The following is a 13195-nucleotide window of genomic DNA, read 5'->3' on the forward strand; positions in this document are numbered from 1 at the left end:
CGGTGTTACTCCTTGACGCTCATGAACTCCTTGGCCCAGACGATGTAGTCCTCGGGCTGGGTGTAGGTATGAGCCAGTTCGGTGGCACTCAGGTCCGAGGCCTGGGTGAAGATCTGCCGCTGTTCCCGCAGGCAGTCGTAAGTGGCCTTGATCGCGGCGAAGTAGGCGGCGTGGCCGTCCACCACGATTTTCACTCCCAGCTCCGCCAGGCGTGCGTCATCGCGCAGGGCCGGGTTGCCGTAGGTCACCAGCATCAGCGGCACACTCAGGTGCTCGGAGATCTGTTCCAGTTGCTCGAAATCACGGATGCCCACCATGCAGATGGCGTCGGCGCCGGCACGTTGATACTGCTGGGTGCGGCTGATGATTTCCTGCACCGGAAGAATCCCGGCGTTGGTCCGGGCGATGATCGCCAGTTCGTTATCGACCCGGGCTTCCAGGGCGGCGCGGATCTTGCCGACGCCTTCGGCAACGCCAATCAGGTCGGTGGATTTACGCCCGAATTGCGCGGGCAGCAGGGTGTCTTCGATGGTCAGCGCGGCGATGCCGGCACGCTCCAGTTCAACCACGGTGCGCATCACGTTGAGGGCGTTGCCATAACCATGGTCGGCATCGGCGATCACCGGCAACTGGGCCACACGGCCGATGCGGGTGGCCTGTTCGGCGAATTCGCTGAGGGTGATCAGGGCGAAGTCAGGGGCCGCCAGCACTTGCAGCGAAGCCACGGAGCCACCCAGGATGCCCACTTCAAAACCCAGGTCGGCGGCGATACGGGCAGACATCGGGTCGAACACGGAAGCGGTGTGGTAGCAGGAGTTGGAAGCGATCAGTTCACGGAAACCGCGGCGCAAATCTTGATGGGAAAGCCTGGACATAACAGCTCCGAGATAGGATCGAGAGATCGACCTTGAGGTCGAGTCAGATTTTGCAATCAGTTCCCTTGGCGAGCCGATGATTGAAGGGCTCACAGCGAAACGTTAGTTGGGCAGATGAAGGTGAAGCAAAGGGGGGTAACAAGGCGTCTGGGTCTTACTCGGTTGCGTGAACCGGCAAGTTTATTATGCGAAGCCGACATAGCGGGACGAGGCTAACACGCTCCAAGGCCCGAGTTGATGAGGAATTTGCATAGCATTATGCCGGACCGGCATTGGCATTTTTTTTCTAACCGAATATTACGACGCTTCGCCGAAGGCGGTTGAGGAGGCCGCCGCGGGCAACCGGGGGCTTGTCGATCCCTGGCAAATCCACCAAGCTGCCGCGCCTCGAATGGCAGCTTGGCAGCTGCGCAATGGCTTGGTTCAAGGATGCAGGTAATGACGCTCAGGGTGTTGGTGGTCGGTGGTTATGGCAATTTCGGCAGCATCGTCTGCCGCTATCTGATCCAGACGCCCGGGGTGCATCTGCTGATTTCCGGGCGTGACCCGCGCAAGCTCGCGGCCAAGGTTCAGGCGCTGCAAGCCGAGGCTGGACAGCCCTGCGAAGGCTGGTGCGGCGATGCCATGGGCCCGCAGTGGGTGCCGGCGCTCAAGGCCCTGGATGTGCATTGGGTGATCCACACCGCAGGGCCGTTCCAGGGCCAGTCCTACGCGGTGGCCCAGGGCTGCATCGAGGCTGGGGTCAACTACTGCGACCTGGCCGACTGCCGCCAGTTCGTGCGCGGTATCGGCACCCTGGATGAGGCGGCTCGGGCCGCCGGGGTGACCCTCCTCAGCGGGTGCAGTTCGGTGCCGACCCTGTCGACGGCGATCATCGATGAGCACCGTGAGCGTTTCTCCCGCATCGATCGGATCGAGCACGGTATTTCCTCCTCGGCGAAAATGCCCGGCCTGTCCACCATCCAGGGTGTACTGGCCTACGCCGGCCGGCCGATCCTGCAACTCAAGGACGGCCAGTCGCTCCCGGTGATCGGCTGGCAGGGCCTGACCTTGCGCAAGCTGCCCAGGCTGGGCACGCGGCTGGTGGCCAATGTCGATGTACCGGACCTGGACCTGTTCGCCGAGCGTTATGGCGCCCACACCTTGAGCTTCAAGGCGGGTGCCGGGCTGAAGGTCGCCGGGCTGGCCAACGCCCTGCTGGCCCAGGCGGTGAAGCTCGGGCTGATCGCCGACCCGGCGCCCTGGGCTGCGCGTCTGCATCGTTGCGGCACTTGGTTTGAAGGTTTCGGCGACGGCCTCAGTGCCCTGTACGTGGACGTGCATGGCCTGGGCCAGGACGGTCAGCCGCTGTCGATGTACGCGCAGTTGACCGCCACCCACGATCACGGCCCGGAAATCCCCAGCTGCGCTGCGGTGGCCCTGGTGCACAAGCTGCTGGCCGGCCATGTGCCGGTCTCGGGGGCGCGCTCCAGTGCTGGCGAGGTCAGTGTCGAGGAGTACCTGCGGGCGATCGATGATCCGGATCACCTGCAACTGCAGGTGAGTTTCTCGCGCCCGCCGGTTTAAAACCCACTCACCACAGCAGCGGCTTGGCGAAGTCCTTCCAGAACAGCCAGCGCCGCAGCTCATGGTGCTCGCCGGTGCCGATCTGCCAGTCCGGTCGTCCGCTATCCAGGGCGATCTGGACGATGATCCCGGCATAGGTCGCGGCCACCAGGGTCTTGCCGTCGACGCTGATGTCCATGGCGGTGAGGGTCGAGCCGATGTAGTGCTGCCAGCGTTCTTCGCCGGTTTCACTGATGGCCCGCAGGTAACCGTAGGCGTCGCCGATGATGAACTCGTCGCCCCGTGAAGCCGCGGCATACACCCGGGCGCCTTCTTGCAGCACCGGGGTGCGCGGGTCGTCGCTGTAGAAGTCGGTGGAGAGCCCCGGCAGGTCGGCTACCGCCACCCCCACGCTGGCGCCGCCATAGAAGTGGCAGGCATTGAGCAGCAGGCGGTCGCCGCGCTGGTTGAAGTGAGCGAAGTGCGGGTACTCGCTGGCGGGGCCGATCTGCGCGACCTGTTGCAACCTCGCATCGAACACCAGGTGCATCCCGCTTTGCTCGCCGATGGCGATCCACTGGCCATCGGGCGACACCGCGCCATGTTCCATGCTCAGGCCGATGCTCAGGTCTTCGGCGGCGACGCCGTCGGCCAGGTCCTGCTGGATGTCCTCAAGGCTGCGCAGCAGGCGGGTGGCACCATCGGCAGCCAGGACGAAGATGCCGTCGGCACTCACCAGCAGCACCCGGCGCCCGTCAGGGAAAGGGATCAGGCTGGTGGCAGAGGGGCGTCCGTTGTCTTCAAGCTCCAGACCTGCCGGCAGGCCGGTGTGAGGGGCGGGCCAGGGAAAGCTGGCCACCTGAGGCCCATTCCAGCCGTCAGTGACCTGGATGCCGTCGGCCCGGCCCCAGGCGAAATAACGCCGCTGCGGGCACATGCCGAAGCACTCCACCTGCGCCAGGGTCTGGATCCGCGCATCGTCGATATGCACCACGAAGCCGGCCTCGTAGGGCGCGCCGATGCGTGCCAGCAGGCTACCGTCCGGCAACAGGGCCAGGGTCGGAATCATCCGCCCCTGGCTTTCCAGGCGTGGCGTCAGTGGGAAGTGTGCCGGTGGCCAGTCCTGGCGGAACGCCTGGCGCGCGGCCTCATCATGGGGGGCCTGATTGCTCGCTTCCAGGGCCGCTTGCCAGTCCTGCAACAGGTGCTCGGTGTCGGGCATGTTCGGTTCCTTCAAGCCCTTCCAGCCCTCGCGGGTGCCGGTTTCGACATAGTGGTTGATGTCGCGGGCATAGGTCAGCACGGCTTGCTGCCATTGCTGTTGCGGGGACAGGTTCGAATTCGACTGGGACATGCGCGCAGGACTCCTTGTGGCGCTGGAAAAGGCGTAGCAGACCGGGGGATGGACCGGAAAAGCGCGCAGTTTATCCCTTGGCGGCGGCTTTTTTTCAAGGGGCCTGAGTGCCCTTGTTCAAGGCGCCCGAGTCCTGCTGTTCAAGGCGCGTAGGTGCTGACCCGATTGCGCCCGGCGTGCTTGGAGGCGTACAGCGCCTGGTCGGCCCATTCGATCAGGCAACGGTGGTCCCGGGCCGGACGGTCGAGGCAGGCGATGCCCAGGCTGATGGTGAAGGCGATGGTTTGGCCGTTGTGGATCACCTGTTGTGCTTCCACCGACTGGCGCAGGCGCTCGGCCAGGGTGTGGGCACCGGCCAGATCGGTGTGGGGCAGGAGGATGGCGAACTCTTCGCCGCCATAGCGCCCGGCCACATCGCTGTCGCGCACATGCTCGTGGATCAGTTGCGACACGCGTTTGATCACTGCATCGCCGGCCTGGTGCCCGTAGCGATCGTTGATCGACTTGAAGTGGTCGATGTCCAGCATCAGCAGGGCAATGGCGTTGCCGTGGCGGCTGTATTCGAACGCCAGGCGCTGTTCCCAGTGGCCACGGTTGAACAGCTGGGTCAGGTGGTCGACGCGTGACAGGTGCTGCAACTGCTGGTTGGCCTTCTGCAACGCCAGGCTGTTGATCGCCACGTCGGTGAGGTCGTAGATCACCAGGCAGACGTGATGGATCTCGCTGTTGGACGAACGCAGCGGCAGCAGCGTGGTGTTCTGGTACATGAACTCGCCCTGGCCAGTGATCGGCTGGTAGTTGTTGAAATGCACCAGGTATGGCCGCTGCTTCCAGATGGTGAAGGCCGGCGTGCCCAGGGCCACCACACGCCCGACCTTGCGGGTGAACCAGGGTCGCTCGACCTCGGGGAACAGCTCGAAAAAGGACTGGTCTATGGCCTGCTTGGACGGCACGCCGGAGCGGTTCTCCATGAAGCTGTTCCACACCTGGACCCGGCACTCCAGATCGAGCACCACGATCCCCACATCGATGCTCTGGACTACCGCCAGCAGCCAGTGCAGTTCACTGAAATCCATTCGTTTGGGCATGGCTCAATTCATCAGGTAGGCGAGCTTCTGTTCCAGCAAGGCCATGGAGCTCTCGGTGAACAGCAGCAACAGGTCGAAGTGGATGTTCTGTTCTTCCAGGCTGTAGCTGATCTCCACCGCTTGGGTCCTGTTCCAGCGTTGCTGGTTGAGCACGATCAATTCATCGATGGTGGTGTGTTCGCCGAGCACCTGGGGATGACCCACGGAAAAGAACACATCCAGCTGCTCGGCAATGCTGCTCAAGCAGGCACCGATCAACACGCTGGACAGGTCGATCAGCACTTCCATTTCCTGATAGGGATCGGTGCCCTGTTCCATCAGTTGGGCGATGTCGGCCACTTCCGAGTCGTAGAACATCAGCAGCGCTTCGCCGGCAATGCCGCTGCCGATATAGCTTTGGCAGATGGCAGTCAGTTGCCGGGCGCGATTGGCATCGGCCAGGAGCATCTGCAGTTCGCCGGCCTCCAGCACATTGACGTGAGGGATCGGCAGGTGCACGAACACGTCCAGGACCTTGGCGATCAGCGCCGCGGCGTAGCCCATGGAGACGTTGACGGTTTCCCGGAACGCGTCGCGAAAGGTCACCAGGGGGGGCGGCGACAGGGGGGCGACGGGTGATGCGCCAGGGCTGTCCAGCAGTTGCAGTTCGTTGAGCAGTGCACGCAACTGCTGGGGATCGAAGGGCTTCTTCAGGAAGGCCCGGGCCCCCAGTTCGCGGGTGCGACGGACCGCTTCTTCCTGGACGTCGCCGGAGATGACGATGATCTGTGCGTCGATGCCTTCTTCCTGTACCGCACTCAAGACCTGGTAGCCGTCCATCACCGGCATGGTCAGGTCCAGCAACGCCACCTTGCCCAGCCCCCGGCGCAGGGCTTCCAGGCCTTCGCGGCCGTTGCAGGCCTGGGTCACGGACACCCGCCACTCGCTGGGCAAGGTCCGCAGCACCTGCTTGCGGGCCATGCTCGAGTCATCGCAGACGAGGAGAGGGATCATCGGGGTCGGACGCTCATTCGAAAAAACCGCCGTTGGATAACGTTCAGGAATATAACGAGTTGCCGCGCAATAAGGGTGGTGTAACGGGCTGTCCGTGCCGCGCCGCACTATAGTTCGGTCGGCAATGGAAGAACAAGTCGGCGTTCATTGCGTTATTTGTTCCAGATCATTGTTCTGTGCATTGAACTGCAGAGCGAGTTGCAACTTTCGGCTGATATCAGTCTGTGCCTCGATGCGTTGTTCCCTTTGCATTGCTGGGTGAGTTCAGCGAGATGCTGAAAGATCGAAAGCCCCCATATAGAAAGGGTGGTTAAAGGTCAGCGAACCGTTGTGCCTGTTTTCTGGCGTTTGCAAAATGGCACTTTGCAAGCAACTTTAAAATGCGGCCGTTCAATACGCTTGATGTACGAGCGGGTCAGGGACGGTGGTATGAAAGACGGCATATTCTGCTGCCGGAGGAGGGCATGAAAGTTTCGGCGCAACCGCTGTTCCGATACTCCGTACAGCCCGCTTATATGCAACAAAACCTTACCGTGGAATGCACTTCGATGATCGCTGCCAACCCTGTAGCCCTTGTTTCCCGCCGCCTATAGACCACGAGGCACAGGCCCGGCCGGCCGGGCAAAAAAATGTCAGATTTTGAGTCCCGGCCTGGACCTTTTCCTGCAATGCGCAATCATTACTGCGTGGAAAACATAAGGAGAGACGCATGTTCATTCGGTCATTGACCCTCGCTACTCTGCTCGCTGTCGCCGGCCCGGTCCTGGCGGCCGACAACGACGGCCCATTGGCTCAGGACCTGGGCAAGTCACGGCCATTGATCGTGATCGCCCCCAGCACCGTGGACCCGACCCTGGTGAGCCTGAAGAAGTCCCTGGATGAGCCGGCGACCCGTCAAGCCTTCAACGAACGCAACATGGTCCTGTATACGGTGATCAACACCATCGGCCAGCGCGATGGCAAGGACATCGACCCGCAATCCACCATGGCCCTGATCCGCAGCCTCAAGCTGGGGGCGGGGGCCCAGACCAAGGTGATCCTGGTGGGCAAGGACGGCGAGAAAAAGCTCGAGCACTCCGGGAGCATCGAGCTCAAGGAAGTCTTCAGCGCGGTCGACCAGTTGCCGGCGTCGGAGAAACAGGCCGCGGCTCCAGCTCCGGCTCCCGAGCCGGAAACCAAACCGGCCAGTGCCAAGGCCGGCAAGGCGGCCAAGCCGGCGGCGGCGCCCAAGCCGCTGGACGACTGAAATGCATAGCCGGCTAGCCGGGGCAGGCGCTGCGCGCCCCGGAACTTGCCCAGCGTCATCGCGTCAGCCCTGGCGCGATGACAGCGCCTCGAGGGTCTGGCGCAGCCCGTCGACGATCATCTCCACTTCTGCGGCATCGATCACCAAGGGGGGCAGCAGGCGGATGGTCGTGCCCCGGGTGACATTGATCAGCAGGCCATGATCACGGGCAGCGATCTGCACCAACTGCTGGGCCGGCTGTACCAGCTCGATACCCACCATCAGCCCCAGCCCGCGAATCTCCCGTACCGCCGGATGTCCCGCCAGTTCCTCCCGCAACCGACCTAGCAACTGGGCGCCGCGTTGCTCGGCGTTAGTCAGCAACTGCTGTTCCTCGATGATGTCCAGCACGGTGCAGGCCGCCCGGCAGGCCAGGGGATTGCCGCCGAAGGTACTGCCATGGCTGCCTGGGGTGAACAGTTCGGCGGCCTTGCCCCGGGCCAGGCAGGCACCGATGGGAATGCCATTGCCCAGGCCCTTGGCCAGGGTCATCACGTCCGGTACCACGCCTTCGTGCTGGCAGGCGAACCAGCGCCCGGTGCGGCCGATGCCGCTCTGGATCTCGTCGAGCATCAGCAGCCAGTTGCGCCGGGTGCACAGCTCACGCACGGCCTTGAGGTAGCCGGGCGCAGCCAGCTGGATGCCGCTTTCACCCTGGATCGGCTCCATCAGCACCGCGCTGATGCGCGGACCGTGCTTGGCAACGACCGATTCCAGGGCGGTCAGATCGCCGAACGGCACCTTGAGAAAACCGTCCGGCAACTGGCCGTAGCCCAGGCGCACTGCCGGGCCGTCGCTGGCGGCCAGGGTGGCCAGGGTCCGGCCATGAAAGGCGTTTTCCATGACCACCACCAGGGGCTGCTCGATGCCTTTGTGCCAGGCGTGCAGGCGCGCCAGCTTGAGGGCGGTTTCATTGGCTTCGGCCCCGGAATTGTTGAAGAACACCCGCTCCATGCCACTCAGCTGGGTCAGTTTGGCGGCCAGTTGCTGCTGCCAGTGGATGTCATAGAGGTTGGAACTGTGCAGCAGCAGGCCGGCCTGTTCGCGGATGGCGCTGACCAGGCGTGGATGAGAGTGGCCGACAGCGGTCACCGCGACTCCGGCGATGGCGTCCAGGTACTCACGCCCGGTCTGGTCCCAGAGGCGGCTGCCCAGGCCCTTGCAGAAGCTCAGGGCGAGGGGCTGGTAGGTGCTCATCAGGCAGGCGGCGGTCATGGCGGGCGACTCCATCTCAGGGGGTGTGCTGCCAGTATCGTTAGCCATTCAGGCTAGATAAACTCGCCATTTCTTTAATCATCTTGAAGTCAGGGTTGATAATGGATCTGTTCCAGGCAATGTCGGTGTACGTCAAGGTGGTGGAGGCGGGAAACATGACGGCCGCCGCCCGGGAATGCGCAATGTCCACCACCATGGTGGGCAATCACTTGCGGGCCCTGGAGCAGCGCCTTGGAGTGCGCCTGCTCAACCGCACGACGCGACGCCAGCGCCTTACCGAATTCGGCACCGAGTACTACCAGCGTTGTCTGGCGGTACTGGGCCTGGTAGCGGACTCCGAGCGCCTGGCGGAGCAGGCTCAAGGCGAGCCCTCCGGCACCTTGCGCATCACCGCGCCGCTGACCTTCGGCACCGAGCGCCTGGCTCCGGCCCTGAGCGAGTTCCGGGAGCGCTGTCCTCAGGTCAAGGTGGAACTGACCCTGGCCAATCAGCGTTTCGACTTGAGCGACGGCGCCTTCGATGTGGCCGTGCGTCTGGGCAACCTGGACAACTCAGCGCTGATTGCCCGGCCGCTGCAGGATTACACCCTGACCATCTGCGCCGCTCCGGAGTACCTGGAGCGTTGCGGCACCCCGCAGGTTCCCGAGGATCTGCAGCAGCACAACTGCCTGGCATTTGCCTACCCGGCCGGTGACGAGTGGAGTTCCACCGCCACGCAATGGCCATTGCGCGGGCCCGAGGGGGATGTGCTGATTCCGGTGTCCGGCTCGTTGCTGACCAACACTTCGTCCGGGTTGCACCGGGCGGCGCGGGGTGGGCTGGGGCTGGTGATGATGCCCGATGCGCTGGTGGAGGAGGACCTGCAGCAGGGCCGGCTGGTGCCGGTGCTGCAGGACTATCAGTTGCCGTTTCGGACCATGCACCTGCTGTATGCCCAGGACCGCTACCGCCTGCCCAAGCTGCGCAGCTTCGTCGATTTCGCCCTGGAAAAATGGGGGCGTCAGGCCGATTCGGCGGCCAGCAGCATCATCGCTGCGGACAAGGTATGAGCGTCGGTGATCCGGCCGGCGGCGATCATGGCCAGCAGCTCCTGGCGGCTGACCCACAGCACATGGTCCACCTCGCCGTCGGTGGCGGCGCTCTGCTGCTCGGTGACCTGTACCTGACACACCGCCACCGCGCTGGCGATCAGTGAGGTATTGCTGTGCAGCAAGCCCAGCTGGCGCACGGACGAAGCCTGCCGGCCGGTTTCTTCCAGCAGCTCCCGGACCGCGGCGTCACAGGCGCTTTCCCCGGCATCGATGGCGCCCCGGGGAAACTCGATGGACTGGCCGCCAATGGCCCGGCGCTTGAGCTCGACCAGCATCAGCCGGCCATCGGCCAGGGTCGGCACGGCCACCACGCCGTTGACCGCCTGGGCTTCCTTGATGATGAAGTAGCCGTTTTCGCGGACCACCTTGAAGTAGGGGGTTTGCAGCAGGCATTGGTTGTCGGGGGTGGAACTCATGGGCGCTATTACTCCAGGAAACAACGATCGAACAGGTACAGCTCGGTGGGCTTGAGGCTTTCCACCGTGGCTTGCGGGCGGCCGCCATCGCCGCTTTTCTTGCGCCCGGTTTCCTGCAGGTAGCCGGCTTCGCTCATCTTCAGCAGGCGCTGGCGGATGCTGGTCTTGAGCACCGGCCGTTGCAGCACCAGGGAGAAGATGCTCACCGCCTCGGGGGCGCTGAACTCCTGGCCGAGAAACATCAGCGGCAGGCTGCTGTACAGGGATTTGGAAAACAGCCGCTCCCTGGTCTGGGCCACCAGGCTGTTGTGGTCGAACGGCAACTTGAAGGCGCCGCTGGCCACCTCGCCGAGGGCGAAGAAACCCTGCTGCGGGCCCGGCTGCACCGGGTCGCTGACGATCCCCAGGTAGAAGGTCGAGGACGACCAGCAGCGCGGGTCGCGGAAGGCGTCGCCCACGGTGCCCACCTGTTCCAGCCAGGCCAGGGGCATGTCGACCTTGCTCGAACGGCGCAGGCGTTCCACTGCGTCATTCAGGCTGCGGTCCTCGACATCGCCGTTGACCACGATGCCCGGCAGCGCCCAGTGTCCGGCAAATGGCTCGCTGTCCCGCTGGTGAAGGAGGATTTCCAGCTCGCAGCGCTCGCGGTTGTAGCGCAGCAGGCACAGGTCGATGGTGTGCAGGTAGGCGCTGGGGAGGGTGGTGCGATCGTGCATATCAACTTCCGTGGACGGCGTAGAGGCCGTAGTTTAGCGGATTCATGCCCGGTGCCAGCCATTGGCTGGGTGGTGTTTCGCCGCGGGCCAGGTACTGGCGCAATACGCTGCTGCGCACCCCGGGCTGTTCCTCTATGCAGAGGATGGAAAAGCGTTGCAGCAATTCTTCGCCGCGATGGAACCTGGGCAACTGCCGCGCCACGTCTTCACCCACCACCAGGGCGATGCGCTTGCCGTCCAGGGCCAGGTCGTCGGCCAGGCGTTGCAGCAGAGTGAAGCTGTAGACCGGACCCGGATCGACCAGGGCCAGCTGCCGCTCCAGGCGGCTGACCGCCAACTCGGCCTGGCACTCGGGCTGCAAGTGCGTGGTGATCGCCTGCAACCAGTTGGCCCGTTGCTCGAAATCGGCCATGCGCTTGCCATCCGGGTGGCGAAAGCTCGGGACTACCAGTACCCGGCGGGCGTGGCGAGCGGCTTCCAGCATCACCTGGGCGTGTCCGGCGTGGGGCGGGTTGAAGGCGCCGCCATAGAGGGCCAGTTCAAACATCTGCTTTTCCTCGTTTGGTACATGACGTGTACCTTGGCATTGCTTTTGTCGGCGGAGAATCTCCTTTTTCACCTTGCTAGTGCAGATTGGTTGAAGATCGACTGATAAAAATAAAATCCATAGGGGCTTGCCATGAAAGTACATGACATGTACTTTGTGCTCCATGCAGAGGAGAGACCCAGCATGAACAGCCAAACGATGAAGACCGCTTCCTTCGATGTCGATGCACAAAAGAGCTTTACCCCGCTGTGCCCGAACGAGTTGCCCGTGGCCGAAGGCGATCGCATCGGCGGCGAGCTGAATTTCATGGCGACCCTGGCCAGCCTGCGCATCGGCAGCAAGGACGCCCACAGCCCCCAGGCTCCCTGGGTGGTGGCCGAGCACGCACAGATGCTCCAGCCCACCGGCCTGGAACACGCCGACCTGACCTGGGTCAGCCACTGCGTACCGGGCACCGCAGGCTTCACCCTGCTGGACGAGTTGCCCACGCCGTACGACTACGACTACTTCGTGTGGAAGGGCGTGGAGCCGGACCTGCATCCCTATGGCGCCTGCTATCACGACCTGCACGGCAAGCTGTCCACCGGGGTCATCGAGTACCTCAACAGCCAGGGCGTGCAACAAGTCATCGTCGGCGGCCTGGCCCTGGATTTCTGCGTCAAGACCACCGCCCTGCAACTGGCCGCCGCCGGCTTCAAGGTGATCATTCACCTGCCGGCCTGTCGCGCCATCAGCGCCGAGGGTGCTACCCAGGCGATCGACGACATGCAACGAGCGGGCATCGCGGTGGCCGCGACCCGCGAAGCAACCGCCAGACTGGCCAAGGCCTGAGGAGTCATCATGGAAAGTGCATTCGACCGTAACAACGGCGTGATTCAGAGCCTGCTGGACACCGACTACTACACCTTCACCATGATGCAGGCGGTGCTGCACCAGCACCCCAATGTCGATGTGGAATATCAGTTCATCGTCCGCTCCAAAGAGTCCCTGGTGCACCTGATCCCCGAGATCCGCCAGGAACTGGAAAAGCTCGCCGGCCTGCAGATGCGCGAAGGCGAACAGCGCTTTTTGTTCAACAAGCGCTTTCGTGAGTACCTGACCCCGGACTTCGAACAGTTCCTCGGCCTGTTCCGCTTCAACCTGCGCTACATCCACGTGGCGGCGGTCGACGGCCAACTGAGCATCCGCGTCCGTGGTCCGATGCTGCACTGCATCATGTTCGAGCAGCCGGTGCTGGCCATGGTCAGCGAGTTGCGCAACCGCGATAATTACCCCGAGGTGGAGCTTGAGGATGTCACTCGCCGGCTCTACCAGAAGTTTGAATGGCTGGAGAAAAACGCCAGCCGCGACGAGCTTGCCGAGTTCCGCGTTTCGGATTTTTCCACCCGCCGGCGCCTGTCGTTCAAGGCCCAGCGCGAAGTGGTGAAGATCATGCGCAGCGACTTTCCCGGGGTCTTCGTCGGCACCAGCAATGCCCACCTGGCCTACGAGTTCGACCTGCCGCTGATCGGTACCATGGCCCACCAGTGGCTGATGGTGCACCAGCAACTGGGGCGGTTGCGGGAGAGCCAGAACGCCGCCCTGGAGAATTGGGTGCACGAGTATCGCGGACGCCTGGGCATCGCCCTGACCGACTGCATCAGCACCGACTTTTTCCTCAAGGACTTCGACCTGTACTTCGCCAAGCTCTACGACGGCCTGCGCCAGGATTCCGGGGACCCGTTGCTCTGGGCCGACAAGGTCCTGGCCCGCTACCGCGAACTGGGCATCGACCCACGGACCAAGGACCTGATGTTCTCCGATGGCCTGAACTTCGAGAAATGCCTGCCGATCCTGCGCCACGTGCGTGGCCAGGCCAGGTTCGGGTTTGGCATGGGCACCAGCCTGGCCTGCGACGTCGAAGGCGTGGAGCCACTGAGCATCGTGATGAAACTGGTGCGGGTGCATGGTGAACCGGTGGTGAAGTTCTCCGACGACCCGATCAAGAACGTTTGTGAAGACCCGTCGTTCCTGCGCTACGCCGCCCAGGTGTTCAACGTCGATCTTGCCCACTCGCCCCTGGAGGCCTGA

Annotated in this window: 13 protein-coding genes; 5 read left to right on the top strand and 8 right to left on the bottom strand. The window is 63.4% G+C overall.

Annotated features, from left to right (window positions below; genetic code table 11):
- Positions 1–5: 5 nt before the first annotated feature.
- Positions 6–875 (bottom strand): isocitrate lyase/PEP mutase family protein, encoded by an 870-nt coding sequence (locus DWF74_RS28175; protein ID WP_102864306.1) that lies wholly within the window; start codon positions 873–875, stop codon positions 6–8.
- Positions 876–1313: 438 nt separating this feature from the next.
- On the opposite strand from DWF74_RS28175, the gene DWF74_RS28180 reads away from it, so the two are divergent.
- Positions 1314–2441: a saccharopine dehydrogenase family protein gene (locus tag DWF74_RS28180; protein WP_115582191.1), complete on the top strand. Its 1128-nt coding sequence runs from the start codon at positions 1314–1316 to the stop codon at positions 2439–2441.
- A 7-nt stretch (positions 2442–2448) separates the two neighbouring features.
- Here the strand turns inward: DWF74_RS28180 and DWF74_RS28185 are convergent, their stop codons facing one another.
- The 3 genes from DWF74_RS28185 to DWF74_RS28195 form a co-directional block, all read right to left on the bottom strand.
- Positions 2449–3774, bottom strand: coding sequence for a hypothetical protein (locus DWF74_RS28185; protein ID WP_115582192.1), 1326 nt, complete (start codon positions 3772–3774; stop codon positions 2449–2451).
- Positions 3775–3914: 140 nt separating this feature from the next.
- Positions 3915–4862, bottom strand: a complete 948-nt coding sequence (locus DWF74_RS28190; protein ID WP_115582193.1) for a sensor domain-containing diguanylate cyclase — start codon at positions 4860–4862, stop codon at positions 3915–3917.
- A 3-nt stretch (positions 4863–4865) separates the two neighbouring features.
- Positions 4866–5855: a response regulator gene (locus DWF74_RS28195; protein ID WP_102864310.1), complete on the bottom strand. Its 990-nt coding sequence runs from the start codon at positions 5853–5855 to the stop codon at positions 4866–4868.
- Between the two features lie 709 nt (positions 5856–6564).
- Between DWF74_RS28195 and DWF74_RS28200 the strand changes: the two genes are divergently transcribed.
- A complete protein-coding gene (locus DWF74_RS28200; protein WP_115582194.1) occupies positions 6565–7101 on the top strand; it encodes a DUF4174 domain-containing protein in 537 nt (178 codons plus the stop codon).
- A 63-nt stretch (positions 7102–7164) separates the two neighbouring features.
- Here DWF74_RS28200 and DWF74_RS28205 read toward each other — a convergent pair whose 3' ends face one another.
- Positions 7165–8355, bottom strand: a complete 1191-nt coding sequence (locus DWF74_RS28205; protein WP_115582195.1) for an aspartate aminotransferase family protein — start codon at positions 8353–8355, stop codon at positions 7165–7167.
- A gap of 101 nt (positions 8356–8456) precedes the next feature.
- Here DWF74_RS28205 and DWF74_RS28210 point away from each other — a divergent pair, with 101 nt between their 5' ends.
- Positions 8457–9404, top strand: a complete 948-nt coding sequence (locus tag DWF74_RS28210) for a LysR family transcriptional regulator (RefSeq protein ID WP_115582196.1) — start codon at positions 8457–8459, stop codon at positions 9402–9404.
- Here the strand turns inward: DWF74_RS28210 and DWF74_RS28215 are convergent.
- The 3 genes from DWF74_RS28215 to DWF74_RS28225 are packed head-to-tail and all read right to left on the bottom strand — an operon-like array spanning position 9356 to position 11125.
- Positions 9356–9862 (bottom strand): NUDIX hydrolase, encoded by a 507-nt coding sequence (locus tag DWF74_RS28215; RefSeq protein WP_060843260.1) that lies wholly within the window; start codon positions 9860–9862, stop codon positions 9356–9358. The genes DWF74_RS28210 and DWF74_RS28215 overlap by 49 nt on opposite strands.
- A gap of 8 nt (positions 9863–9870) precedes the next feature.
- Complete coding sequence (locus tag DWF74_RS28220) at positions 9871–10578, bottom strand: NUDIX hydrolase (RefSeq protein WP_102864315.1); 708 nt, start codon at positions 10576–10578, stop codon at positions 9871–9873.
- 1 nt (position 10579) lies between these two features.
- On the bottom strand, positions 10580–11125 hold the full coding sequence (locus DWF74_RS28225) for an adenylyltransferase/cytidyltransferase family protein (protein WP_115582197.1): 546 nt from the start codon (positions 11123–11125) through the stop codon (positions 10580–10582).
- Positions 11126–11308: 183 nt separating this feature from the next.
- Between DWF74_RS28225 and DWF74_RS28230 the strand changes: the two genes are divergently transcribed.
- A complete protein-coding gene (locus tag DWF74_RS28230) occupies positions 11309–11956 on the top strand; it encodes an isochorismatase family protein (RefSeq protein ID WP_110595813.1) in 648 nt (215 codons plus the stop codon).
- Positions 11957–11965: 9 nt separating this feature from the next.
- Positions 11966–13195, top strand: coding sequence for a nicotinate phosphoribosyltransferase (gene pncB, locus DWF74_RS28235; protein ID WP_115582198.1), 1230 nt, complete (start codon positions 11966–11968; stop codon positions 13193–13195).

Source organism: Pseudomonas protegens, assembly GCF_003363755.1.
GTDB lineage: Bacteria > Pseudomonadota > Gammaproteobacteria > Pseudomonadales > Pseudomonadaceae > Aquipseudomonas > Aquipseudomonas danubii.